Annotated in this window: 24 protein-coding genes and 3 tRNA genes; 11 read left to right on the top strand and 16 right to left on the bottom strand. The window is 46.2% G+C overall.

Translation table 11 applies throughout. The features are described 5' to 3' along the window. Nucleotides 1-200 precede the first annotated feature (200 nt). On the top strand, nt 201-1,799 hold the full coding sequence (gene purH, locus DYD54_RS03215) for a bifunctional phosphoribosylaminoimidazolecarboxamide formyltransferase/IMP cyclohydrolase (RefSeq protein WP_063513723.1): 1,599 nt from the start codon (nt 201-203) through the stop codon (nt 1,797-1,799). Nucleotides 1,800-1,976: 177 nt separating this feature from the next. Then, complete coding sequence (locus DYD54_RS03210) at nt 1,977-2,282, top strand: hypothetical protein (RefSeq protein WP_036366064.1); 306 nt, start codon at nt 1,977-1,979, stop codon at nt 2,280-2,282. 52 nt (nt 2,283-2,334) lie between these two features. Here the strand turns inward: DYD54_RS03210 and sppA are convergent, their stop codons facing one another. The 12 genes from sppA to DYD54_RS03155 form a co-directional block, all read right to left on the bottom strand. Further along, on the bottom strand, nt 2,335-3,375 hold the full coding sequence (gene sppA / locus DYD54_RS03205) for a signal peptide peptidase SppA (protein WP_063513722.1): 1,041 nt from the start codon (nt 3,373-3,375) through the stop codon (nt 2,335-2,337). Nucleotides 3,376-3,446: 71 nt separating this feature from the next. Beyond that, complete coding sequence (locus DYD54_RS03200) at nt 3,447-5,867, bottom strand: ComEC/Rec2 family competence protein (RefSeq protein ID WP_084260586.1); 2,421 nt, start codon at nt 5,865-5,867, stop codon at nt 3,447-3,449. Between the two features lie 15 nt (nt 5,868-5,882). Then, nucleotides 5,883-6,614, bottom strand: coding sequence for a 2-C-methyl-D-erythritol 4-phosphate cytidylyltransferase (ispD, locus tag DYD54_RS03195; protein ID WP_063513720.1), 732 nt, complete (start codon nt 6,612-6,614; stop codon nt 5,883-5,885). Nucleotides 6,615-6,683: 69 nt separating this feature from the next. Next, a complete protein-coding gene (locus tag DYD54_RS03190; RefSeq protein WP_228703586.1) occupies nt 6,684-7,121 on the bottom strand; it encodes an FtsB family cell division protein in 438 nt (145 codons plus the stop codon). A gap of 11 nt (nt 7,122-7,132) precedes the next feature. After that, nucleotides 7,133-8,449, bottom strand: a complete 1,317-nt coding sequence (gene eno / locus DYD54_RS03185) for a phosphopyruvate hydratase (protein ID WP_063513719.1) — start codon at nt 8,447-8,449, stop codon at nt 7,133-7,135. Nucleotides 8,450-8,484: 35 nt separating this feature from the next. Then, nucleotides 8,485-9,348, bottom strand: coding sequence for a 3-deoxy-8-phosphooctulonate synthase (gene kdsA / locus DYD54_RS03180; RefSeq protein ID WP_063513718.1), 864 nt, complete (start codon nt 9,346-9,348; stop codon nt 8,485-8,487). A gap of 94 nt (nt 9,349-9,442) precedes the next feature. Further along, nucleotides 9,443-11,071 (bottom strand): CTP synthase, encoded by a 1,629-nt coding sequence (gene pyrG / locus DYD54_RS03175; RefSeq protein WP_063513717.1) that lies wholly within the window; start codon nt 11,069-11,071, stop codon nt 9,443-9,445. A gap of 13 nt (nt 11,072-11,084) precedes the next feature. Beyond that, complete coding sequence (locus DYD54_RS03170; protein WP_063513716.1) at nt 11,085-11,561, bottom strand: lipoprotein N-acyltransferase Lnb domain-containing protein; 477 nt, start codon at nt 11,559-11,561, stop codon at nt 11,085-11,087. Between the two features lie 110 nt (nt 11,562-11,671). Beyond that, complete coding sequence (locus DYD54_RS11890) at nt 11,672-11,770, bottom strand: hypothetical protein (RefSeq protein WP_084260585.1); 99 nt, start codon at nt 11,768-11,770, stop codon at nt 11,672-11,674. A 48-nt stretch (nt 11,771-11,818) separates the two neighbouring features. Next, complete coding sequence (locus tag DYD54_RS11375; RefSeq protein WP_157079176.1) at nt 11,819-11,956, bottom strand: hypothetical protein; 138 nt, start codon at nt 11,954-11,956, stop codon at nt 11,819-11,821. Then, nucleotides 11,937-12,179, bottom strand: a complete 243-nt coding sequence (locus DYD54_RS03160) for a hypothetical protein (protein WP_063513715.1) — start codon at nt 12,177-12,179, stop codon at nt 11,937-11,939. Before DYD54_RS03160 ends, DYD54_RS11375 begins: the two co-directional genes overlap by 20 nt. Nucleotides 12,180-12,183: 4 nt before the next feature. After that, entirely contained in the window at nt 12,184-12,765 is a 582-nt protein-coding gene (locus DYD54_RS03155; protein ID WP_063513714.1) for a DNA-3-methyladenine glycosylase I, read from the bottom strand. Between the two features lie 199 nt (nt 12,766-12,964). Between DYD54_RS03155 and DYD54_RS03150 the strand changes: the two genes are divergently transcribed. From DYD54_RS03150 to DYD54_RS03125, 6 genes are all read left to right on the top strand, one after another. Next, a complete protein-coding gene (locus tag DYD54_RS03150) occupies nt 12,965-13,282 on the top strand; it encodes a rhodanese-like domain-containing protein (RefSeq protein ID WP_046700184.1) in 318 nt (105 codons plus the stop codon). Between the two features lie 172 nt (nt 13,283-13,454). Continuing rightward, a tRNA-Pro gene (locus tag DYD54_RS03145) sits at nt 13,455-13,531 on the top strand. Between the two features lie 78 nt (nt 13,532-13,609). Then, nucleotides 13,610-13,686 (top strand) — tRNA-Arg (locus DYD54_RS03140). Nucleotides 13,687-13,711: 25 nt separating this feature from the next. Further along, a tRNA-His gene (locus DYD54_RS03135) sits at nt 13,712-13,787 on the top strand. Nucleotides 13,788-13,932: 145 nt separating this feature from the next. Beyond that, a complete protein-coding gene (locus DYD54_RS03130) occupies nt 13,933-14,739 on the top strand; it encodes a thiazole synthase (protein ID WP_063513713.1) in 807 nt (268 codons plus the stop codon). A gap of 16 nt (nt 14,740-14,755) precedes the next feature. After that, complete coding sequence (locus tag DYD54_RS03125) at nt 14,756-16,120, top strand: WS/DGAT/MGAT family O-acyltransferase (protein WP_063513712.1); 1,365 nt, start codon at nt 14,756-14,758, stop codon at nt 16,118-16,120. 39 nt (nt 16,121-16,159) lie between these two features. Here DYD54_RS03125 and DYD54_RS11370 read toward each other — a convergent pair whose 3' ends face one another. The 3 genes from DYD54_RS11370 to DYD54_RS03115 all read right to left on the bottom strand — a co-directional run bounded on the left by DYD54_RS11370 (nt 16,160) and on the right by DYD54_RS03115 (nt 19,561). Beyond that, nucleotides 16,160-16,312: a hypothetical protein gene (locus DYD54_RS11370; protein WP_157079175.1), complete on the bottom strand. Its 153-nt coding sequence runs from the start codon at nt 16,310-16,312 to the stop codon at nt 16,160-16,162. A gap of 213 nt (nt 16,313-16,525) precedes the next feature. Continuing rightward, nucleotides 16,526-17,359, bottom strand: a complete 834-nt coding sequence (locus tag DYD54_RS03120; RefSeq protein ID WP_063513711.1) for an inositol monophosphatase family protein — start codon at nt 17,357-17,359, stop codon at nt 16,526-16,528. Between the two features lie 90 nt (nt 17,360-17,449). Then, nucleotides 17,450-19,561, bottom strand: a complete 2,112-nt coding sequence (locus DYD54_RS03115) for a 1-deoxy-D-xylulose-5-phosphate synthase (protein WP_063514944.1) — start codon at nt 19,559-19,561, stop codon at nt 17,450-17,452. Nucleotides 19,562-19,828: 267 nt separating this feature from the next. Here DYD54_RS03115 and ribA point away from each other — a divergent pair, with 267 nt between their 5' ends. The 3 genes from ribA to DYD54_RS03100 all read left to right on the top strand — a co-directional run bounded on the left by ribA (nt 19,829) and on the right by DYD54_RS03100 (nt 22,065). Further along, complete coding sequence (ribA, locus tag DYD54_RS03110; RefSeq protein WP_172459601.1) at nt 19,829-20,422, top strand: GTP cyclohydrolase II; 594 nt, start codon at nt 19,829-19,831, stop codon at nt 20,420-20,422. A gap of 19 nt (nt 20,423-20,441) precedes the next feature. Further along, nucleotides 20,442-21,434 (top strand): oxygen-dependent coproporphyrinogen oxidase, encoded by a 993-nt coding sequence (gene hemF, locus DYD54_RS03105; RefSeq protein ID WP_063514943.1) that lies wholly within the window; start codon nt 20,442-20,444, stop codon nt 21,432-21,434. 181 nt (nt 21,435-21,615) lie between these two features. After that, a complete protein-coding gene (locus DYD54_RS03100) occupies nt 21,616-22,065 on the top strand; it encodes a c-type cytochrome (RefSeq protein WP_063513710.1) in 450 nt (149 codons plus the stop codon). 48 nt (nt 22,066-22,113) lie between these two features. Here DYD54_RS03100 and DYD54_RS03095 read toward each other — a convergent pair whose 3' ends face one another. After that, on the bottom strand, nt 22,114-24,834 hold the full coding sequence (locus tag DYD54_RS03095; protein ID WP_063513709.1) for a lactoferrin/transferrin family TonB-dependent receptor: 2,721 nt from the start codon (nt 24,832-24,834) through the stop codon (nt 22,114-22,116). Between the last annotated feature and the right edge of the window lies 1 nt (nt 24,835).

The following is a 24,835-nucleotide window of genomic DNA, read 5'->3' as shown; positions in this document are numbered from 1 at the left end:
CTGCACAATTTCGCCTGCAATAATGGTAAAATTCCGCACAAAACTCTCCTCCACCCCTTTATAAAAAACGCCAAAACTGCTATCATGGCAACGGCTTTTGACAAGAGCGCTTCATGTCATCATGGAGTCGCTCTTTTGTACATTTGGCTTATATTTTATTTATTGTTCATACAGTCGCAGTCATGCGCATTGGGGGTATTATGAGTGTTAAGCGTTTTGCCTTATTATCAGTTTCGGACAAGGCGGGTATTGTTGAATTTGCCAAAGGCTTGGTAGATTCAGGTTTTGGAATTTTATCAACTGGTGGTACATTTAAGCTATTAACAGAATCTGGCGTGGCAGCGACCGAAGTCTCGGCGCACACAGGCTTTAGCGAGATGATGGACGGCCGCGTCAAAACCCTACACCCAAAAATCCACGGTGGCATCCTAGGCCGTCGCGGCATCGATGATGACATCATGAGCGAACACGGCATCGATCGTATTGACATCGTCGCGGTGAACCTATATCCATTCGCAGCCACCGTGGCTAAGTCTGACGTAAAAATGTCTGACGCCATCGAGAACATCGACATCGGCGGCCCTGCCATGGTGCGCTCTGCCGCTAAGAACCATGCACACGTTGGCATCATCACCAACCCAGCAGACTATGCACGCGTACTGAACGAAATCCAAACCGCAGGCGACATCAGCTATGCCACGCGCTTTGATTTGGCGGTAAAGGCCTTTGAACATACCGCGCATTATGACGGCATGATCGCTTCATTCTTTGGCGCACGTCTAAACGATGCCGCTACAGCACCAAGCGAAGACTCCACCCGAATGACTGATTTTGCTCGCACCTTTAACGTACAGCTTGCCAAATCACAAGACCTGCGTTATGGCGAAAACCCACACCAAAAAGCCGCATTCTATGTGGAGCATGGCGCACAAGAAGCCTCGGTTGCAACCGCTCGCCAATTACAAGGCAAAGAGCTGTCTTATAACAACATCGCTGACACCGATGCTGCTTTAGAATGTGTAAAATCATTCGCCAAACCTGCCTGTGTGATCGTTAAACACGCCAACCCTTGCGGTGTGTCAGTTTCACCAGATGGCATCTTGGATGCATACAACTTGGCTTATGCCACCGACCCAGAATCAGCATTTGGCGGCATCATTGCCTTTAACCGCCCGCTTGATGTTGAGACAGCACGTGCCATTGTTGAGCGTCAATTCGTTGAAGTCATCATCGCACCAAGCATCGAAGATGGTGTGCTAGAAGTAACGGGCACGAAGAAGAACGTTCGCGTACTGGTCTGCGGCGATCTACCTAACCCAGAAGAGCGCGCCACGCAGCTAGACTATAAGCGCGTTAATGGTGGTCTGTTGGTTCAAGACCAAGACCTAGGCATGATCACTAAGAACGATCTTCGCGTCGTGACTGAGCGCGCACCGACCGAAGCTGAGCTTGACGATCTGATCTTTGCTTGGAAAGTTGCCAAATACGTTAAATCTAACGCCATCGTATATGCGAAGAATCGCCAAACCATCGGCATCGGCGCAGGTCAGATGAGCCGTGTGAACTCTGCACGTATCGCTGCAATTAAGGCAGAACACGCAGGTCTGGTGGTTGAAGGTGCTGTCATGGCATCAGATGCCTTCTTCCCATTCCGCGATGGCATTGACAATGCCGCCGCCGCTGGCATCAAATGCATCATCCAACCTGGTGGCTCTATGCGTGACGACGAGACCATCGCCGCTGCCAACGAACACGGCATCGCCATGGTGTTCACAGGCATGCGCCACTTCCGTCACTAATACTAAAACCCAAAATACGCACCACATCGGTGCGTATTTTTTTATAAAAATTCATAAAAATCAAAGTTATATACTTAACACAATCATAAAAATCACTTAATTTTTCTACAACTTTTGTTTTATTTTTCTACCACTTCTGTGTTACAATACTCTTTAAATTTTGGCAAGGTAGCAACCATGATTTCCCCAAAAATCAAAAACAAATTTTCCAATCATCCTGAAGTCATCATGCGTCCCATCCATCTGCGCTTATCTGAAGAGATTATCTCGCATCTTGAAGACACCGCTGGAGCGCATGGCTTTAATAGAATTCAAGGACTGATTCGCCTTTATATTCGTCAAGGTCTAGACCGAGATAACTGCAACTACAACCTATCTGATGACGTGCTATTCATCGAAAAGCTTCGCAAAAAAGGCGTCAGCCAAAAAATCATCGATGAAGCCTTGGCAGATGTTAACAAAAGCTGCGATTTAGATAATTAATCCCAATAAAAAACACACCTAAGACCTAGGTGTGTTTTTTATTTGTTTGACATTATTTTAGGCTTGGTTTCACCTCGTCACTCATGGCAATCTTAACGCCCTGCCCCAGACCTTTACCCATCTGTACGCCAAAGCGATCAAAGAACTGCTTCACAGGATCAACATAGCTATAATTCACCTGTTCTAGCTTAAGTTCTTTTTCCAATTGCGACATGCCGCCAATCTTATCAGCCAATCCCAGCTCAACAGACTCTTTTCCTGTCCAGAACAGCCCTGTAAAGATTTGATTTTGCTCGGCATTTTTTAGTTTGTCGCCGCGACCTTTCTTGACTGCATCGATGAAGTTTTGATGAGTGGTGTCAAGCAGCTTTTGGACATGCGCACGCTCAGCTTCATTCATCGGGCGCGACATGGACAGAATGTCCTTATACTCGCCTGCGGTCATGGTATGGTCTTGCACACCCATCTTGTCAAGTAGCTGCTCGATGTTGTAGCTTGACATGATGACACCAATTGAGCCTACCAAGCTTGATGGATTCACCCAAATCTCATCCGCTGCCGATGCGATGTAATACGCACCTGATGCGCCTGTGTCACCAATCACCGCATAAAGTTTTTTATCGGGATACTCTTGTTTTAGATCCATCGCCATCTGCCACACCTCATCAGACTGCACGGGCGAACCACCTGGCGAGTTGATGGCAAGTGCAACCGCCTTGGCATGCGTGTTCTCGAATGCCTCTGTCAATGCGCTATTAATGTGGTGTGCGCTCGTCTCGCCATCAGCCGTAATCGCACCGCGCACATCCACCACGGCCAAATGTGGCTCACTGATGCCCAGTGGGGCACCTTTGGTTTGGGTTGGTGCACAGCCTCGACCCAGCATAAGCACAAAGAACACCACATAGGCGAACGTTAGCAATTTAAAGAAAATACTCCAACGACGTGCGCGACGCTGCTCATCAATACTCGCCATCATCGTTTTTTCGATGAGTCGCCATTCAGGCGAGTTTGGCTGTGGGGCATTTGATGCATTGATGAGCTCTTGTTGAGTTGGAGTTTGATTTTTATGAGGATTTGGTGGCCACGCCATATGATGTCCTATGTATTGCTTCAAATAGACCTATTGTAACCGAAAAAAACCAAATATGATAGTCAAACCCACTATCGTGCCCGCCATAACGTCGCTTCAAAATCACCCATCACATCAGCATCATCCTTGGCAAACGCATGCGATAGCCATACAGACGCACCAGCCTCAGGCCTTGGCATAATATCCATATCCACACATAGAAGTCGCCATAGATGCCATGCATCTTCATGGGTTGCCGCATTGGCGATAATTTGCTTGATGTCGCTAGGCAGCAGCTCATCACTCTCAGCTTCCATTGGCTGATCGATATCAAATCCAAGCTCACTACTGATCTCAATTGAGCAATCCCAAACATTCACATCATTAATCTGCTGCCAACCTGTCAGCATGCGAATGCTCACGCCGTCATACTGATGGATTTGGCCGGCTTGACATGGCTCATCAATGACATTGGCAAGCTTTAGAACGCCCTGTCCTGCGCGCCAATAACGCTCTATTGGTAGACGCGCATGAATCCCAGCGGTCAGCTTGGTGAGTGCCTGGCCAGAATTCTGCGCAACAACACCAGTTAGACTTCTTACGCCCAGACGCTTTAATTCATCAATGAGTACATCAATTTGACCATCAGGCAATGACTTAATGCCAAAGTCCGCCAGCAGTAGCCACGAATGAGATTGGTGTTGAATGAGTACAACTTGCAAGGCTTGATTATCAGTTTTGATGACTTTAGCGGTGGGCTTGGCATCCTTAGGTGTATAAAAATGGTCGTTCATCGACAGCATTAGTAGCACTGATAAAGGTATGACGGCTGCACTCTTAGGCAGCGCCTTCGACAGCATGGGCAATATCGCCAAGGCAGCAAGCACCAAGCCTACCGTCCCAAATGGCACATACAGCCAAGAATCACCCACCAAACCAAATTCAAGCGCGGTATGAAGCTTTAATAATATCCAAGAACTAAGCGACCACAACCCGTCCGCAAGGCTTGGTGAAATTGCATAAATCACACCCGCCAGAAGATTTATCGGCAGGATGATTGAGCCAAACAGACCAATGGCAAATAAATTTACCAACACACTCCACAGCGACACCGTGCCAAAAAACAATATCGAAACAGGCAGCATTCCGATAAATAGCCACAACTGCAAAGCAGTGGCACTCTTAGCTTTTTGCCAAATTCTTGTTGCAGTGGTCGCTTCCTGAATAGGCGTACTTTCATATCTCATGAGTAGTAACACTGCCACAAAAGACAGCCAAAATCCCGCCTGCCATAACACATAAGGATCAAGCCACGTCATGATCAGCGCAACAATAAACAACAAGGACAAATTTGACACTGGCAGAACAAAGTACCTAGCCAAAGCCACCGCCCCAAGCATATACACAGTTCGCACTGCAGGCACATCAAAGCCTGTAAAGATGGCATAAATCAAACTCGCTGCTACCATGACAATAAGGCGAATCTGCTTGCGAGAAATAGCGCCATACACTTTAGGAAATTTATCTAATAACCAAGAAGTCAGCCCCGCCAAAATCAGCGCCAAAAATAACACATGCATGCCCGATATCGCCAATAAATGCGATATGCCCGCCAGTTGATACAGATCCTTGGTTTGCCTACTGATGAGCGATCTGTCTCCTGTTAGCAGGCTTAAAGTTACCGCCCTTGCTTGTTGATTAGAAATGTCGTAATCATGCCAATCTTCATAAAAATGTGCACGCAATCGCTGCCTTAATCCTTGCAGCCTTATACTGATGCGATGATCATCAGCCGATTCGATCTGATCCACAGACAGCACGCGTGCAGTGGCATGAATGTCCCGAGTTCGTAGCCATACATTGCTGTCAAAGCCGCTTGCGCTCTTTTGTGTACTTATTGGCTCAATGAGCAAGGTAAGTTTCGCGGCGGTATTTGGAATAAGGTTATTTAATTGCGCCAAGGTTGGGTTATTTTGATGATGTCTTGGTGAAGCACTAAGAAGCACGTTCATGCTGTTAGGCAATTCACTGGCATCGGGTGTGATTGATTCAGATGTCTCGCCAAATGGATTGGCGGATATTGTCGCATTGGTAGCTTGTGGGCGGTTGGCAGGTCTAATGTCTGTAATGGTTACCTTTTGCCGATAAGCAGACTCTGATACGGGATCGTAGATACTGTCGCTAATCTCGCTAACGTCTGTGATGGCGGTGACGGTATGGCTTTGAGTGATGGTATGCTGCTCGAACTGCACATGCGCCATCATCGAGCGCAGTACAAACAACAACCCGATCACCAGACCACATGCACAGATAATCAAAGCTTTTGAAATGCATCTATATCGCTGTACCCACACAGCCATAAGCACAATGAACACCAGATCAAAAGACAACCATCCAAAAGACGATGGTGCAGACAACCAAGCTTCAAGAGTATCACCAAGCCTAATGTTTGGCATCAAAGCCAGCACGCCAAGCACCAACACTATGACGATAACACTCATTAAACTTGGCATGGGCTAATCAATATCCTACCGCTCATTTTTGATGAAATTCTGCAATATCAATTCCATCAAAGGCAAATCCTCAGCATAGGTAAGCTTCATGTTAAGCCTAGATCCTTGGACGATTTGCACTCCAAGACCCAACATCTCAAAGCCACTCGCCTCATCTGTGATCATCAGATTGTCTTTGGCGATCTGTGATAGCACCCACTCAAGTTTATTTAAGCGGAAAGCTTGAGGTGTCTGGGCTTGCCACAGGCCCGATCTATCGACTGTCTTGATAATACCCTGCTCATTCGTAGCTAGCTTTAGTGTGTCCACCACAGGTGTTGCTAAGATTACACCATCATGCAATGTACTTTCAAGAGTCTCCAACAACCGTGCCAAATCCACCTTGGGCAGACAAGGGCGCGCCGCATCATGAATCACAATCCAATCATCATCTAGGCCGCCATGCTCTCGTATTACTTGCACACCTGAATGCACCGACTGCCAACGTTCAGCACCACCTACCGCATGACGGATTGGGTGACTAAATTTAAAATCCAGCTCCGATGCATACTCATCACCGCCTGCCAATACCAGCGTCAGATCATCAATACCATCTACATTGAGTCTTTCGATGCTTTCTTCTAAGACAGTTCTGTCCGCCAAGCTTAGATATTGCTTAGGCACTGCCGCCCCAAAACGTGAACCTTTACCAGCTGCCACGATCAAGGCGTGAATCTTAGGATGGTGATGCGATTGATGATTTGACATTAATGATACTTATTATCAAGAAATTAAAAAGTTAAAAAATAAGATTGGCTTTCACCAATCTTATGTCTGTTATCGCGATGGCTCACCACTTTCTTTGATCAACCCTTCGACAGGTTCAACAGCATCTGCCTCATTGCTCGTTGCCATTTGCCGACTATAAGTAATCGGCGCATTTGACATCTGATAGAAAGTCTCGCCCGGCTTAATTAAACCCAAATCAAGTCGCGCGTGCTCCTCGATTGCAGATGATTGCGTCTTTAGATCACGAACATCAGCACGCAGCAGATTATTAGTATAAGCCTGCTCGGTGTTAAAATCAGTCTGCTTGGCGATCTGGGCATTAAGATTATTCAGATTGGCACGACCATTCTCACCATGCCAATACTGCTGCTGCAAAAGCGCAAGTACGATGGCAGCAAAAGCGATCAAGCACACATAACCCATCACGCCAAGCCCTTTTGGTGGCGTGACGATGTGTGTTGATTTTTTGGTTACAGGACTTGCCACGCTCGCCCCGATCAACCGCGCAGACCGATGAACTCTTCACGACCGCGGAATGCTGCCGTTACTTGTTGTTCGATGCGTAGTAGTTGGTTGTATTTTGCCACGCGGTCAGAACGGCATAGCGAACCTGTCTTGATCTGACCAGCCGCCGTACCTACTGCTAGGTCAGCAATGGTAGAATCTTCAGTTTCACCTGAGCGATGGCTAATTACAGTCGCATAGCCGTTTTCTTTAGCCAGATAGATCGCATCTAGTGTCTCGGTTAGTGTACCGATCTGGTTGAATTTGATCAAGATGGCATTAGCGATGTTCTTATCAATGCCTTCACGCAGAATTTTTGGATTAGTGACAAACAGGTCATCACCCACCAGCTGAACTTTATCACCTAACTGCTTGGTCAGATACGCCCAGCCATCCCAGTCGCTCTCATCCAGACCATCTTCAATTGAGATGATTGGGTATTGACGCACCAAAGACGCCAAATAATCAGCAAAACCTTCGCTGGTGAATGCTTTATTGCCCTCACCCTCTAGGATGTACTGTCCATTCTTATAAAATTCTGATGATGCACAGTCAAGCGCTAAATAGATGTCCCGACCTGCCTTATAGCCTGCTTGTTCAATGGCTTGCATGATGACAGTGATCGCTTCTTCGTTTGACCGTAGGTTCGGTGCAAAACCACCCTCATCGCCAACAGCAGTGTTAAGACCTTGTGATTTTAGGACAGATTTTAGACTGTGGAAAATTTCTGTACCCGCACGCAAGCTCTCTGAGAAGCTGTTAAAACCAACAGGCTCGATCATGAATTCTTGTATATCAACCGTATTATCTGCGTGCGCGCCACCATTTAGGATGTTCATCATCGGCACAGGCATGGTAAGAGAAGTCTGACCACGTAGGTTTGCGATGTACTGATGCAGTGGTAGGTTTTTGGCGATTGCTGCGGCACGCGCTGCAGCCAAAGACACCGCCAAAGTAGCGTTCGCACCCAGATTACCTTTGTTCTCAGTACCATCTAGATCGATCAGGATTTTATCCAGCTCGTTTTGATTGGTAACGTCTTTGTCTAGTAATGCAGTGCGAATTTGGCTGTTTACGTTTGAAACCGCTTTTTTAACACCTTTGCCTAGGTAGCGAGATTTGTCGCCATCGCGCAGTTCTAACGCTTCACGAGAACCTGTTGAAGCGCCAGATGGCGCGGCAGCGCGGCCGCACACACCATTTGCCAAGATCACATCGGCTTCGATGGTTGGGTTGCCGCGTGAGTCTAGAATTTCACGGGCGATGATGTCTTTAATTTCAACAGCATTGGCAGTAGTTTCAGCGTACATAAAAGCATCCTTTTTTGGTGAATAAATCTACAAAATTAATGAGTGTCCAATACAGCAAAGCCCTTGACCAGATCATCAATCTGCTTTAACTGCGTCAAGAATGGCTCAAGCTGTGACAGTCTTAGCGCGCATGGCCCATCACATTTGGCGTGATCAGGGTCTGGATGTGATTCTAAGAACAGACCGGCAAGTCCCGTGGCTATACCCGCTCGGGCAAGCGTGGTGATCTGATGACGACGACCGCCCGCACTGTCAGCGCGTGCACCCGGCTCTTGCAAGGCATGAGTCACATCGAAGAACACAGGCACGTTCATGGCTTTCATCGTATCAAAGCCAAGCATGTCCACAACCAGATTATTATAGCCGAACGATGTGCCGCGCTCACACAGGATGACCTTATCATTACCAGCTTCTAGGCATTTATTGATGATGTGGCGCATCTCGTGCGGTGCTAAGAACTGTGCTTTTTTGACATTGATGACCGCACCTGTTTTTGCCATGGCGTTAACAAGATCGGTTTGACGGCTCAAAAAAGCAGGCAGCTGAATGATGTCAGCCACTTTCGCCACTGGCGCTGCCTGATAAGGCTCATGCACGTCTGTGATGATGGGCACGCCGTATTTTTCTTTGATGTCATTAAGCCAAGTTAGACCAGTTTCAAGGCTTGGGCCGCGGAATGAAAATAAGCTTGAGCGGTTCGCCTTGTCAAAGCTGGCCTTAAACACATAGCCGATGTTCAGGCGCGTGCAGATGTCGATGTAGCTTTCGGCGATCTCAAAAGCAAGTTCACGACTCTCAAGTACATTCATGCCGCCAAACAGCACAAATGGCTTGTCATTACCGATCTCAATACCCGCCACATTAATATGCGACAATGGCGCAGTTAATGATTGCGTCATAACATTATCCTTTATGAGTCTCTTTGGATATGATCCATCCAAACCAAACTTTATGAATAAAAAGCACACCAACCGTCTTGATGTGCTTTATGAATTAGCCCTTCACATCAATCGCTGCTTTAATAAAGCTATTAAACAGCGGATGTCCGCCACGCGGCGAACTGGTAAATTCTGGGTGATATTGCACCGCCACGAACCAAGGATGATCACTGATTTCAACTGACTCAACCAGATGCTGCTTGGCAGAGTAGCCAGAGATCTTCATGCCTGCATTCTCTAGCGGTTCGATGTAGCGGTTGTTCATCTCATAGCGATGGCGGTGGCGTTCGGTGATGGTGGTCGCCCCATAGATCTTAGCAAGCTTCGTACCCGCCACAAGCTGGGCTTCTTGTGTACCCAGGCGCATCGTGCCACCAAGGTCACTATCATCAGAACGAATCTGCAATTCACCCTTCTCATCGAACCACTCTGTAATAAGTCCAATGATTGGGTCGGCAGCCTTACGGTCAAACTCGGTAGAGTTCGCTTGTAGACCTAACACATTGCGCGCAAATTCAATCACGGCAAGCTGCATGCCTAGACAGATGCCCAGGTAAGGCTTTTTGTTCTCACGGGCGTATTGAATCGCCATCATCTTACCAAGAGTACCACGCTCGCCAAATCCACCAGGAACTAACACTGCGTCGCATGATTTTAGCTCGTCCATCAGATGAGCTTGAGTTTCTAATTTCTCAGCATCGATGTAGTGAATTTTTACTTTTGTTTTATTATGGATACCGGCGTGTAGCAAGGCTTCATTGACAGACTTATAGGCATCAGGCAGCTCGACATATTTACCGACCATCGCCACGACGATCTCGCCTTCTGCGGTGAATAGACCCTCAATGACCTTGTCCCAATCAGACAGATCCGCTTCCGGCACATCAAAGCCAAAGCGTTCACAAACTAAGTCATCAAGATCTTGTTCGTAGAAGTTACGCGGAATCTCATAGATGCTGCGCGCATCTTTACATACGATGACAGCACGTTCTGGAACGTTGGTAAACAGTGCAATCTTACGCTTAGTATCAGCATCGACATCGTGCTCAGTACGACAAACCAAAATATCAGGCTGGATACCGATAGACAATAGTTCTTTGACAGAGTGTTGAGTCGGCTTGGTTTTAAGTTCGCTGGCAGATTTGATGTATGGCAGTAGCGTCAAATGCATAAGCATCGAATTGTCATGCCCAAGCTCAACTTGAAGCTGGCGAATCGCCTCCATGAATGGCAAGCTCTCAATATCACCAACCGTACCACCAATCTCAACGATGGCAATGTCAAAGCCCTCGCCCGATGCGCGAACACGGCTTTTGATTTCATCGGTGATGTGAGGGATAACTTGAACTGTACCGCCCAGATAGTCGCCGCGACGCTCTTTGGCAAGTACCGTCTGATAGATGCGACCTGAGGTGAAGTTGTTGACCTTGGTCATCTTAGAATGACGCAAGAAACGCTCATAATAACCCAAGTCAAGGTCTGTCTCCGCACCGTCTTCGGTCACAAAAACCTCACCGTGCTGGAACGGACTCATCGTGCCTGGGTCAACGTTAATATATGGATCCATCTTGGTCATGGTAACTTTTAGACCACGGGCTTCCAAGACAGCAGCAAGAGAAGCGGCAGTGATACCTTTACCCAATGAGGATACCACACCGCCAGTTACAAAGATAAATTTAGTCATAATAATTCATCATTTACTGGTAAAACCGAATTTTACTAAAATTTACATAAAAAATATAGGGGGCGAACGAATTTTTTTCTTTTCGAAGAAATGCAAAACCATCATCTTGGCAGATTTTCTCGTATCTTTTTGGAAAATGCTCGCTTGTGATGGCATTACCATCGTCATACATGGCAACTTTTGGGTTAATGTGGGTGATTTTTTTCCATTCATCAGGATCGTACTTAGGTCTGATTACACCCAATTCAATCAGATAACTTGGCAATCTGCCAGACACCAGCACCCAATAATCAAAAGGCAGCATCTTAGCATCTGCATCGATCATGCGAACCAACTGATAAATCACGGTCGTGCAGTTACTTGTGATGGTTTGGTGCCATTCAGGCTGTTGGTTAAGCTCATGGCCTTTTTGCAGATAGGTCATGAACAGCGCTCTCATTTTTTGTTTATCATAGGTCAAAGGATACAGATACACCGATTCGTGGCGCATGTTAGATCGGGTAAAGATGATGTCTTTTCGTCGGCGGCAATCACAGAAAGCTCAAACTGCCGAAAAAACCCGCCGATATTAGAAAATGACTCGCCAACTTCTTTAAGAATCTACACCGAGAATGCAAGCCGCTGCCCATCAGCAAAGCCAAAAGTCACCAAAGTGTGCACAATATTCTCATTACCCCAGATCGACAGCGCCAAATCCATCGTCTCAAGCTGATTTAAATCATAGGTTCGAGTCTGCCAATCTACATCTTAATCCGTCTCGATTCGCCAATGAAAGTTACGCACATTATGCACGGTGATGAGATTAGGCTTGGCAGGATCTTGGGTATAATCAACAATGTGCTGAACTTCAGGGTTCCAGTTCCGCTCATGGCTCGGCTTCATCATCCCAATCCACACAAAGACCGACAACACCGAACACACCACCACAGCAGCCAACCAACTGGGTACAGATAATAAGGTAAACTTCGTTAAGACGATCGCGAATACCGAACAGTCCAAAAGCCCAATCAACGCGTATGTCCATACCTAAAACAGCAAATGAACCCAAAACGCCAAGCACGCCAGCCCTGTAATCACCACCATCAATAAAGCCCAAAGCATCGTCCAAACTCTCATCTTTGCTTCCTTTTGTATGTGCAGTCTATCACATGATCATCGACCATGCCACATGCCTGCATATAAGCATAACAAATGGTTGGGCCGACGAATTTAAAGCCATCTTTTTTTAGCTGCTTAGATAGTGCTTGACTTGCCTGCGTTTGTGTTGGTATGTCATTGATGTCTTTAGGGTGATTTATCAGTGGGGTTTGAGGTTGATGATTTGCCACAATGCCCCAGACATAATCATTAAATGATTGATTTTGTTTGATTTTAAGATAAGCTTTGGCATTGCTGATGATCGCTTCGATCTTTAGCCGATGACGGATGATGCCCTCATTATTCATCAATTCATCAACTTTTCGGCTGTCGTATTGGGCAATCTTCGCAGCGTCAAAACCATCAAAAGCTTCATAATAAGCCTCGCACTTTTTTAAGATCGTAATCCAGCTAAGTCCTGCTTGCATCCCCTCTAAGCATAGCATGGCGAACAGCTTGTCATCATCATGACAAGGCACGCCCCATTCATGATCATGATAAGCCTGATAGATTGGATCATCACCGCACCAAGCGCAGCGTTTTATTATTGGATTCATATACTGATTTATCTGACAAAGTCACATTATACGATTTTTTATGAATGAACGCTGAGACTTTTGATAACCAAATCTGCAAATATGTAATTTATCGTCTTAATCAAGCCAGAGCGACACAGGTTGCCAATCATTCTTTATTTGCAAAATAGGCGATAAAGCCTTAAGATAAAGAAACTTATGTTATATTTTAGGATGATTTATGATTACCCAAATTGATATCAAAGACTTCACACCCTCTGCAAACAAGACCATCTATGACGTGCGCGATGAAGCCAATTATAAGGCAGGTCACATCGAATACGCCCAGAACCAACCGATCGAGACTTTAGATCAAGCGCTACTAGACAGCACGACAGGTGATGTCTATGTGCTATGCGGTGGTGGCACCAAAGCCGAACGCGCCTGCACACTACTCAACGAAATCGACCCGACGCGCAACATCATTCATATCACCGGTGGCACACGAGGTGCGCAAGCTCTCGGCATGCCAATCATTAGCGAATCAGACAAATCTTAATATAGAATCAATGTGCCAATCTTAATGATTTAAAAGTTATTAAAATTCAAATAGTTATGAATTTTTTATAATTTTTTTAAAAATTTTTATTGACACATTTACAACTTGACTGTATTATACGCACCACAACGACGGCAAACACTGATGAATAATCAGTCAAACCTAAGTAATTCGGAGTGTAGCGCAGCTTGGTAGCGCATCTGGTTTGGGACCAGAGGGTCGGGGGTTCGAATCCCTCCACTCCGACCATATTTAAAGCCTTAACGGCTTTTTTTGTTAGTAGTATTTGATTTTTCTACGGAAAATTGCTAACATTAAGCCACTCGAGCGCCTGTAGCTCAGTTGGATAGAGCATCTGCCTTCTAAGCAGGTGGTCGCAGGTTCGAATCCTGCCAGGCGCGCCATTTGCCTGTTTTATTTTTAGTTATGGTGGGTATAGCTCAGTTGGTAGAGCCCCGGATTGTGATTCCGGTTGTCGTGGGTTCAAGTCCCATTACTCACCCCATATTTTAAAGCCCGCTTTTATAGCGGGTTTTTTGTATTTATATTTTCCACACATCCAAGAGTCAAAATTTTACTAAAATTTTGTGACAAATTTTGTTATACTAAGTTCCAGTTTTTATCATACTTTAAAATAAAAGAGCAACAACATGAACGCATCAGACAGCCCCTTAATTAATGACATCTTCACCGTTGGTTCTCGCACCTTCTCATCACGCCTACTGGTCGGCACAGGCAAGTATAAAGACCTAACCGAAACAGGCGATGCCATCAAAGCCAGCGGCAGCGAGATAGTAACCGTCGCCATTCGTCGCACGAACATCGGTCAGAATAAAGGCGAACCCAATTTGCTAAACGTCATCTCACCAAAAGACTACACCATCTTGCCTAATACAGCAGGCTGCTTTAATGCCGATAGTGCGATTCGCACCTGCCAGCTGGCACGCGAACTGCTAGATGGTCATAATCTGGTTAAACTAGAAGTTCTGGGCGATGAAAAAACACTATACCCCAACGTCACCGAGACCCTAAAAGCGGCTCGAGTGCTGATCGATGACGGCTTTGAAGTGATGGTATATACCTCTGATGATCCCATCATCGCCAAAGAATTGGAAAACATGGGCTGTGTTGCCGTGATGCCATTAGGCAGCTTGATCGGCTCAGGATTAGGTCTATTAAACCGCCACACGCTAAGCCTAATCATCGAGAACGCCAATGTGCCTATCTTGGTAGATGCTGGCGTTGGCACTGCGTCTGATGCTGCCATCGCGATGGAGCTAGGTTGTGATGGCGTACTAATGAATTCTGCCATCGCTCATGCACAAAACCCTGTCTTAATGGCACACGCCATGAAGAACGCCATCAACGCAGGTCGCCAAGCCTTCTTGGCAGGACGCATGCCTGCACGCAAAATGGCGGTTGCAAGCTCACCCCAGACTGGCTACTTTTTCCAGTAACCTGACGGAGTGATGAGTGCGCACCTTAACTGCGGTTGATCATTTATTCTTATTGCTAGAGACACGCAAACAGCCCATGCACGTCGCTGGGCTTTGCATGTTTGAGCTGCCGCCTTCTGCCGACGATGATTTTGTTACGCAGCTGGTCGATCAGATCAAAAGTGGCAAAACCACCCCAAGCTTTCCTTTTAATCAAGTATTAAAGAACGTCGGGTTTTGGGATAAAGATGATCACTTTGACATCAATCATCATTTCCGCCATATCGCCCTACCGCGCGCCGGCGGTGATGCTGAGCTAATGGCTTATATCTCGCGTGAGCATGGGCGCATGATGGATCGCACCAAGCCACTGTGGGAATTTCACCTCATCGAAGGCATTGCACCTATTCAAGATGGCGCACCAAAACGATTCGCCATTTATCTAAAAATTCATCACGCTATGGTCGATGGCATCGCCGCGATGCGATTGCTTGAGCGCTCATTATCCACCTTGCCTGATGACAGATTTATGCTGCCGTTTTGGTCATTATCCACTAAATATCGCAGTCAGATTGATGCCACCTTACCAAGACATAAGCCCGCTTGGACAATCATCAAAGAACAACTTGGCACGATAAAACCAGTCGCCCGAGAGATCCTGCGCGGCTTTAAGCATCGCCACCGCAATAATTTTATCAGCACTTTTGATGCGCCAAAATCCCTACTAAATCAGCGCATCTCCAGCGCACGAACGCTTGCGATGCAATCCTTTGACAAGACAAGATTTGCCAATGTCGCACAAAAATTTGACGTCACCACAAACGACGTCATCCTAGCAGTCTGTGCCGGCGCACTTCGAGAGTATCTATTAAGCCAAAACGCTCTGCCTGATAAGCCGCTCATCGCCTTCGTACCAATCAGCCTTCGCCAAGATAACAGCAGCCTGGGCAATCAGCTGTCATTCCTACTAACCAATCTTGGCACACATGAATCAAGTCCCATAGCGCGCCTAAAAACCATCAAAAGCAGCATCAATGATGGTAAAAAACGCTTCTCTCACATGACGCAGGCGCAAGTGATCAATTACAGTGCCCTAACCTATGGATGGGCAGGCATCAATCTGGCGACGCGTGCTTACCCTGCCAAACAAGCCTTTAATTTAATCATCTCTAACGTCCCTGGGAACAATACGCCTTTATATCTAAATGGCGCAAGACTGGCAGGCATCTTCCCCGCTTCGGTGCTGTTCGATGGGCAGGCATTAAACATCACCCTTGCCAACTACCAAGATAAGCTAGACTTTGGCATCACGGCATGCAGCAGTGCACTGCCAAACATCGACAGGCTTACCGACCTGATTGAAAAACACATTGCTGAATATGAAAATACAACCGCCGAATAATAAAAAACCATCCGATTAAGGATGGTTTTTTTATCACATTTAGGCGCTTAATGCCAATGGAGCTCGATTGCCTTCTGCCAACTTAGCAAGTAAGGCTTTGATCATCTCTGACGTTACGTGTTTCTTTTTGCCTTTTGACAGGACGGTCATCTCTAGAGATGCATTGACTGATTGTTGATTTTTGGCGCGCATGCTACACTCCTTATTCGCTATTTATTCATCTGGCATTTGATTGATTTGCTTGACAAGCATCAATCACTTCATATCCATAAGTATAACTGAAGTTTACATTTGTACTCAATCAAAACTTGCCAAAATCTCCGATAAAGTGTAAACAGATGTTTCTTTTTTGACAAAATTTTGACAATAAAAAACCGCCTTGATTGGCGGTTTCTGGGTCAGCAATTAATGGGATAATGCATTTTCCCATGCAGGAATGACCAGCTGCATCAAAGGTTTAAGCAGTTTAACATTACATGCAAATACAGAGCCTGTGGTCATGGAGTTATTGGCACCATGGTGATCTACAACCACCCCGTGAGCCTCGGTAACGATCAGCTCGCCTGCGGCAACATCCCAAGGTTTTAATGACATTTCAAAATAGCCATCAAAACGACCAGCAGCTACATAACACAGATCAAGAGCAGCAGAGCCCAGACGACGAACTTGGCCACCATTCTCGCAGATGGCTTGTAAGCTGGCAAAGTGCTGACGAGCAAAGCTTGCACGCTGTTCACCAACCATGCGTTCATAAGGATGACCTGTTGTGAACAGACCGCCTGCGATGGTCTTACGATCCGACACCATCAGTCGACGCTGATTCAGGCGCGCGCCACGTCCACGGCTGGCAGTAAATAGCTCATCGCGCACAGGGTCATAGACCACGCCATGCTCAGTTACGCCATTTTTTTGGACAGCAATCGACACACAAAAATGCGGCACCCCATGCACAAAGTTCTGCGTGCCGTCCAGCGGGTCAATGATCCAGCACCAATCCGCATCCGCACCCTTGCCTTCTTGCAGACCAAATTCCTCACCCAAAAAAGAGTGATTTGGATAGCTTTCTTTTAATAAAGAAATCGTCAGCTCTTCGGCATAGCGGTCAATCTTGGTCACCAGACCATCAAGACCCTTAGACTCTACCGCCAAATCCACACGATGGCGATTCTCATGTGCACGTAGAATTTCATGACCAACTTTTTGCGCCACTTGTGACGCGATGACTACCATCGGTTCCATACTTCACCTTATAAACATGTCTTAAATAGTGGTTTTGCATTCATCATACAAAAGAATCATTATAGCTTAAAACTGGCTAATTTTCACGCCTTATTTTAGAGCTTTTAATCTCACCAAAATCCCACCCCTATCCATTCCACATTCCGCCAACTGTTCATCATGACTGCCATGAGCGACAAACACATCATCAATACCAATCTGCACCAGCCGACCGCCATAGCCCACACTTACCAGATACTCGCCCACCGCAGAACCCGCTCCGCCCATGCGCTGATGTTCTTCTACCGTGATAAAATGCGTAACACCTTGCCCGATAAGCTCATCTATGAGCTCACTGTCAAGCGGTTTAACCCACCGCATGTCCACCACCGTCATGGGCGTGTTTGTCGTTTGGGCGAATGTTTGGCTTGCCAGTAGGCTGTCGTTTAGGCGTGTACCAAAGGCAAGCACCGCCACTTTTTTGTCCGATTTATCAGCAAAACTATCCGTCTGCCATACGATTTTTGCCTTGCCGATGACAAATTTTTCATCATCTTTAATAATCTGTCGCCCCACGCCTGCTCCCCTAGGATAGCGAATGGCACTTGTACCTTGATAAGCATAGCAAGCGTTTAGTAGATGATAGCATTCATGTTCATCGCTTGGCGTGGCAATCACTACATTTGGCACACAGCGTAAATACGCCAAATCAAACACGCCTGCATGAGTCGCCCCGTCTTCACCCACAAGCCCCGCTCGGTCTATGGCAAAAGTTACGTCTAAGTTTTGTAAGGCGACATCATGAATCAGCTGGTCATAGCCACGCTGTAAAAAGGTAGAATAAATCGCCACCACAGGTTTTAATCCACCTGTTGCCATGCCCCCTGCTAAGGTTACGGCGTGCTGTTCGGCAATCGCCACATCAAAAAACTTGGTAGGATACGCCTTGGCGAATGCCACCATGCCCGAGCCTTCGCACATGGCAGGGGTAATGGCGACCATGTGGGGGTCAGCTCCGTTATCCATAAGCCAGTCGCCAAAAACGTCTGAATATTTTTTGGCTTTAGGGGCATTGTCCGTTTTGTCTGTTGTCGGCAACTCATTTTTTGGCAACTCATTTTTGGGTATTTTGCCAATGGCATGATAAGTAATGGGGTCAGCCTCGGCAGGCAAAAAGCCCTTGCCTTTGACCGTATGGACGTGAATCAGCACTGCCCCTTTTAACTGTTTGGCACGTTCGAACACTTGCAAAAGTTTTGGCAAATCATGTCCATCAAAAGGTCCAAGGTAGGTGAAACCAATCGCCTTAAATAGATTGTCAGGGAAAATATGGTCATGCACTTTTTCGGCGATTTTGTCCGACAAGGGCATGGGCAGAGCGTTTTTGCCAAAAAGACCGCCGATATTTTGCACAAGATTACCGCCCAGTTTGGCAGGGATTTTTTCTAGGGTTTCTTTTGCCCCATTTGCCATGTGCAGATAGTGGCGAACCCGTCTGTCATCAGGGCTAATCTCACGCTTTATCATGAGGATATTGCCGTGTTTGTCAATATCAAAGGCAAGCCCACGTTGCCATAGCCGTGCTAAATGGCGACTAAACCCACCAATGGCTTGCGAGATTGACATATCATTATCGTTTAGCACCACCGTCAAATCGGCATTTTGTTGCACCGCATCATTCATCGCTTCAAACGCCATGCCCCCCGTCATCGCCCCATCTCCGATGACCGCCACGACCTTGCGGTTTTCGCCCTTGATACGACTGGCTAGGCTCATGCCTAGTCCTGCCGATATGGACGTGGAACTATGCCCCACGCCAAAAGTGTCGTACTCGCTCTCAGTGCGTTCAGGAAATGCCGTCAGACCGCCCTTGGCACGGATACTTAGTAGCTCATCACGCCGACCTGTTAGCACCTTGTGGGCGTACGCCTGATGACCCACGTCCCACACGAGCTTATCATAAGGTGTATCATAACTGGCGTGCAGAGCAACCGTCAGCTCCACCACGCCCAAATTTGCTCCAAAATGCCCACCACTTTGACCGACCGAGTAGAGCAAATATTCACGCAATTCGTCCGATAATTGGCACAGCTCATCGGTGTTTAGCTCCTTTAAATCTTTGGGCGAACCGACTTTATCAAGCAATGGTGTTACAGGACGAGTGGTGGGAATCTGAGAAAATGCTCTTGATGTGAATGTTTGGCTGTCAATAGAATGTGGCATGACTGGCTTTTTCCGAGTTGATAAGTGGGTCGCGCAGGTTATTTTTAGGGCGATTTCGCGCATCTTACTGTAATTATCTTTAATTATCTTTTCAATCATAAAAATAGTATGGCATAATAGCATTTTTGGCGACATCGTGCGACTATTTTACAAGATAGGCTTTATTTTTGCCATAAAAACACCATTATTTTTAATTAAGCATTCCATTTCTCATCAGAATTTCACATAAAGATTAGCATTATTGGCATCATGCCATTGGGGTTTATTTTGTATCAATTCATCACCAAAGCAAAACTGCCCACCGTTCATGGTGAATTTGACATTCATGTATTCGAAAACGAAATCGGACAAGAGCACATTCTTCTAAGCCATGGATTGCCCTGTGACAATCCTACCACCATTCCCGTGGTACGCATTCACTCAGAATGCCTGACAGGTGATGCGTTCGGCTCGCTCAAATGCGACTGCGGTCCCCAGCTGAACGCCGCCATGCAAGCCGTTCAAGCACACGGCTGCGGCGCCATACTATACCTACGCCAAGAGGGTCGTGGTATCGGACTCACCAACAAAATCCGCGCCTACGCCCTACAAGACCAAGGGCATGATACCTTAGATGCCAACCTACTACTCGGGCTGCCTGCCGATGCTCGCACCTATGAGATGTGCAAAGAAATGCTTGAGCACGTTGGCGTCACCAAATTATCACTCATGACCAATAACCCCAATAAAGTCAATGATCTAAAGTCACTAGGGCTTGACGTGGTAGAGCGCGTTCCGCTCATCGTCGGTGTCAATCCACACAACCAAGATTATCTCAATGTCAAAGACTCAAAAATGGGACACTTTATTAATCACCAATAAAGATACAGTAGGCAACATCATGACTAACAACAGCAACACCACAGCGGCAGATTTTGATGCCAAGCTTGGGCAAGTACGAGAATTTTTATTAAACTTACAAGAGAGAATTTGCACCGCCTTAGAAAATCAAGAAAAATCAGGCGGCGTCGATGGCGGTAGTAATACTAAGTTCATCCCAGATATTTGGGAGCGTCCCGAAGGCGGTGGCGGTCGCTCGTGCGTGATGTCTGGCGGTGAAGTCATCGAAAAAGGCGGCGTGATGTTCAGCCACATCCACATCAGCAAGCTCCCCCCTTCTGCCACCGAGAGGCACCCACAGCTTGCCGGCGCAAAGGCTCAAGCAATGGGTGTATCGCTAGTTATCCACCCCAAGAACCCACACGTCCCAACCAGCCACGCCAATGTGCGACTGTTCGTGGCACAACCACAAGATGGGGGCGAGCCTGTGTGGTGGTTCGGCGGCGGTTTTGACCTGACACCTTTTTATCCCAACATGGGCGATGTCATACATTGGCATCAAGTCGCACATGATTTATGTCAGCCATTTGGTGAACAAATCTACGAAAGATTCAAAACTTGGTGTGATGAATATTTTTATCTAAAACATCGCAACGAATGCCGTGGTGTTGGTGGTCTGTTTTATGATGATCTGAATACTGCCAGTATGGGCTGGGATTTTAATCAATGTTTTGCTTTTATGCAAGCAGTTGGGCAAGGCTATCTTGATGGGATCGTACCAATCTTCGAGAACAACAAGCACGAAGCCTACACTCAAAGCAAGCGAGAGTTTCAGCTGTATCGCCGCGGACGCTATGTGGAATATAATCTCGTCTATGACCGTGGGACAATATTTGGACTACAGTCAAATGGACGCACCGAATCGATTCTGGTATCCATGCCGCCGCTAGCCAGTTGGTTGTATCGCTATGAGCCTGAAGTAGGCACGCCTGAATTTGAACTGACCGACTTTTATTTAAAGCCTAGAGATTGGCTGGCATTACAACCAACCTGATAGTTATTGGTCGTGTCATTGGACACGGCGTATTGGTTTGTTTGGACGCAGGCAACATTCATGACTTTCATTGAAAATCAATGTTTTGTATGTTATATTCAAAAATCCATCTGAATTCATCATAAAGCTGATGGTGAAAACAGGTATTATTTTTCTATTTTAGCCACCTTGCGAGGAAGCCATGAACATATTGCCAATCAGTAAAGGTCTTACTATCGCCATTGTCGCTGCATTAACCGTTACTGCTTGTAGCTCAAAACCCACAACCTCAAACGATGTAAGCATTCGCCAAGACATCATGCAAGATTGGCGCATATCAAGCGATATTATGAAAAGCATGCTTTCTGAAGATCGCTTTGATGCAGAAGCCTTTAAGGAACAAGCCGACGCCATTCAGTCTACCACATATGTTTGGGCACATTTTGATAATGATGCAGAAAAAGGCAAGGCACAAGATACCGTTTGGACAGATTCTGCAGGATTTAAGCTAAAAGCACAGATGTTTGATGATGCTGTCGACGAGCTGGCAAGTGTTGCCGACAACGCCCAATCTTTCACTGATGTTGAAAAAGCATTTGGTAAAATGAGCGAAAGTTGTGGTTCATGTCATAAATCTTATAAAAGTAGATGACTGGTCAATAAAAAACGCACTGTTGAAGTGCGTTTTTTATTGACTCTTTTAGAACTTAGCCTGTAAAGACAATACAAAGTTGCGACCGCTGGCAGCATATTGGCTGGGCAATCCTTGGGTATGCTGATTACCAGAGACAACTGAAGTCTGACGCAAAGACTCCCATGGGCTATATCGATAATTAAAGACATTATCGATACCAGCTCTTACAGTCAACTTATCAGTTGGTTGATAAAATGCCGACAAATCTAGCGTTCTCCAAGCCTTACTATTAACCTTAGTGGCAACTTTTTCATAGGTGCCACTCGGTGATGCGACCAATGTGGTCAATTCGTTGTCTTTTTTAGCATCGCTAAAAATCCAAGTCGCACCCAAGCCCCACTTATCGCTATCAGCAGTGTAATCAAGCGATAAAGCATAACGAGTAGGTGAGATGGTATCTAGGAAGTAGCCAGAACCGTACTCAAAACCCTCTTTGATGTGGTTATCTTTAACTTTGGTTTTTAGATAGTTGGCAGATGCAGTCAGCCCCACAGGCAACTTATCCCAAAGCTCACCAAGATAGGCCTTAGCTTGAATGCTATGACCAGCCAGATGCACATCTTGATAGTTGCGATAGCCCCACTGATCACCCTTGAGTGTCAAATCAATCAGATCATTGTATCGGTTATCAAAGTAAGTGGCCGTAACCTCACCCAGATTGCCATGGAAAGCGATACCAAACTCTTGGTTACGAGCCTTTTCCGGCTTAACATTAGTGCGGTAATGCTGATCGCTGTTTTCTTCTTTGGTCAAACCATCCAAACGGTAGCCGAACAGCTCTTTAAAGCTTGGTACACGATAGCCAGATGAGATGCGATACAGCAAGTCAACATGATCGGTTGGTTTTAGCACAAGACTGCCATTGTAGGATAGATTACGATATTTGCCTGTACCAGTCCAATCATCATCACTGTTAAAACGATGGGTATCATGACGAACACCTAGGGTAATGTTCGCAAGGTCTCCGATGGAAATCGTATCTTTAAAGGTGGCATAAGCATTATGACCTGTGATTGGTCTGTCGCCACATTTGCGGGCTTCGCCCAAATACTGCTGAGCCTCTTGGCAAATGTCTGTACCTTCTTGATACTGATTAATTCGGTAGGCTTCGATAAAGTTGCCATTTGAATCTTTGATGTCGTCTACAAACTTAAAGTCCAAACGATGATATCGCTCTTTAATATCGCCAATCCATAGATTGGAACGGAATTTATCCAAGCCAAAACCTAAGTTTAGACGATGATTGATGATGTCGCCCGACAGATTTTTGGAGAAATCTGCTCGCCACAGCAAATGGTCCTCACTGTATACTTTACGATTTTGGCGTTCGGCAGAATTTGGTTTATCCGCACTGGGTGTGCAGTTTCTATCAACCGTAGGATAAGGCGAACAGTATTTCTCGATTTGCAGATGATCGATGGTGACATTTTGCTTATCAACGCTCAAATTCAACTCATCAAACCAGCGGAAATCTTTAGGATTTTGATAGCGATAATTGATGCCGTAACGACTCTTATCGTGCTTTTCGTCAAAAAACTGTGCTTGCGTCCAAAGTCCAATTTTAGCATCGGTCACATAGCCTTCTTGATAGCTTTGTCCGCGATAAACGAGTGGTGATTGTGCCAGGTTGCCTCGACCTTGGTTGGGAACCAAGTGGTAGGCCGTTTTGGTCATATCACGACTGTTATAATTTTGAGTGGTCTTTTCGGTCAAAAGCTCAACTCGTTGCGTAGACGAAGGATTAAAGCCCGCCTTAATCAATACGGATTTAGAATCATATTGCATAGGGTCAGGCAATACTCGCTTATCGCCAGTGTATTCTTTAGCATCCATGGTCTCTAATACAGGCTTAATGTCCAGCTTTGGCTTAGTACAGCCAGCCATACTGCTAGGGTCTTTGTCCACATAGGTAGGGCATTCATCGATGATGATAAATTGGCGTCTTGGATCATTTTCGAATGCAATTGCCTGCTTATCAAAGTCCACCTGAGAGCCACCCCAGCGCCACACTTCATAATTGGTTTGATAGATGTCGTTATGTGGCTTGACAGTCTCTTTGGTACGGTCGGTATACTGTACAAAAAGATCGGCTTTTTTATGGCGTAATGCCGCACCAACGGAGTGCATTTTTTGCTTGTTCTTGCTGGCGTATGCACCTTTATAAAAGGCTGAGAAATTATCGTCTGCATCTAGCACATCGTCAATGCTTTTGGTGCGAAAGCTCACCGCGCCACCTAGTGCACCACTGCCAGTCTCAGAACCACTCGCTCCTTGACTGATTTGTACACCGCTGACATTTTCAAGTTCAATCTCATTGATTGCCCCAGAGCCTTCTCTGCCATCACCAAACTGGCGTTTTTGGGTCAGATAAGACTGGATTTGAGCGATGCCATCAACAGTGACCGCCACTCGGTTCTTGTCCATACCACGAATGGTGTAGCCACTGCTGGCCCCACGACCTTGCTCAACAACAGCCACACCAGCAACATCTTTTACCAGATCTTTGACGGAAAGTACTTGATTTTTATTCAAATCATCCATCGTTTTAATGGTTTTGCCAAGGCCAGTAACTTCTTCGGATTTGGCATGCAAGCGTTTTTTGATGACGACACTTAGCGTCTCAAGCTCAACACTTGGATCATCCCCATTATTATTGGCAAATGCAGGCAAGCTGCTGCACAGCATCGCTGTGATGACCAGCGGCAGATATTTTGGGCGAAAATTCATC

This window comes from Moraxella ovis (assembly GCF_900453105.1).
Taxonomy (GTDB): domain Bacteria; phylum Pseudomonadota; class Gammaproteobacteria; order Pseudomonadales; family Moraxellaceae; genus Moraxella; species Moraxella ovis.
The sequence above is the reverse complement of the archived record's forward strand: the minus strand, read 5'-3'. Positions and strand labels throughout refer to the sequence as shown.

Excerpts from the sequence above, each read along its gene's own strand:
- purH (WP_063513723.1), top strand. The coding sequence starts at position 201 with ATGAGTGTTAAGCGTTTTGCCTTATTATCAGTTTCGGACAAGGCGGGT.
- DYD54_RS03210 (WP_036366064.1), top strand. The coding sequence starts at position 1,977 with ATGATTTCCCCAAAAATCAAAAACAAATTTTCCAATCATCCTGAAGTC.
- sppA (WP_063513722.1), bottom strand. The coding sequence starts at position 3,375 with ATGGCGTGGCCACCAAATCCTCATAAAAATCAAACTCCAACTCAACAA.
- DYD54_RS03200 (WP_084260586.1), bottom strand. The coding sequence starts at position 5,867 with ATGCCAAGTTTAATGAGTGTTATCGTCATAGTGTTGGTGCTTGGCGTG.
- ispD (WP_063513720.1), bottom strand. The coding sequence starts at position 6,614 with ATGTCAAATCATCAATCGCATCACCATCCTAAGATTCACGCCTTGATC.
- eno (WP_063513719.1), bottom strand. The coding sequence starts at position 8,449 with ATGTACGCTGAAACTACTGCCAATGCTGTTGAAATTAAAGACATCATC.
- kdsA (WP_063513718.1), bottom strand. The coding sequence starts at position 9,348 with ATGACGCAATCATTAACTGCGCCATTGTCGCATATTAATGTGGCGGGT.
- pyrG (WP_063513717.1), bottom strand. The coding sequence starts at position 11,071 with ATGACTAAATTTATCTTTGTAACTGGCGGTGTGGTATCCTCATTGGGT.
- DYD54_RS03170 (WP_063513716.1), bottom strand. The coding sequence starts at position 11,561 with ATGCGCCACGAATCGGTGTATCTGTATCCTTTGACCTATGATAAACAA.
- DYD54_RS11890 (WP_084260585.1), bottom strand. The coding sequence starts at position 11,770 with ATGGATTTGGCGCTGTCGATCTGGGGTAATGAGAATATTGTGCACACT.
- DYD54_RS11375 (WP_157079176.1), bottom strand. The coding sequence starts at position 11,956 with ATGATGAAGCCGAGCCATGAGCGGAACTGGAACCCTGAAGTTCAGCAC.
- DYD54_RS03155 (WP_063513714.1), bottom strand. The coding sequence starts at position 12,765 with ATGAATCCAATAATAAAACGCTGCGCTTGGTGCGGTGATGATCCAATC.
- DYD54_RS03150 (WP_046700184.1), top strand. The coding sequence starts at position 12,965 with ATGATTACCCAAATTGATATCAAAGACTTCACACCCTCTGCAAACAAG.
- DYD54_RS03130 (WP_063513713.1), top strand. The coding sequence starts at position 13,933 with ATGAACGCATCAGACAGCCCCTTAATTAATGACATCTTCACCGTTGGT.
- DYD54_RS11370 (WP_157079175.1), bottom strand. The coding sequence starts at position 16,312 with ATGCGCGCCAAAAATCAACAATCAGTCAATGCATCTCTAGAGATGACC.
- DYD54_RS03120 (WP_063513711.1), bottom strand. The coding sequence starts at position 17,359 with ATGGAACCGATGGTAGTCATCGCGTCACAAGTGGCGCAAAAAGTTGGT.
- DYD54_RS03115 (WP_063514944.1), bottom strand. The coding sequence starts at position 19,561 with ATGCCACATTCTATTGACAGCCAAACATTCACATCAAGAGCATTTTCT.
- hemF (WP_063514943.1), top strand. The coding sequence starts at position 20,442 with ATGACTAACAACAGCAACACCACAGCGGCAGATTTTGATGCCAAGCTT.
- DYD54_RS03100 (WP_063513710.1), top strand. The coding sequence starts at position 21,616 with ATGAACATATTGCCAATCAGTAAAGGTCTTACTATCGCCATTGTCGCT.
- DYD54_RS03095 (WP_063513709.1), bottom strand. The coding sequence starts at position 24,834 with ATGAATTTTCGCCCAAAATATCTGCCGCTGGTCATCACAGCGATGCTG.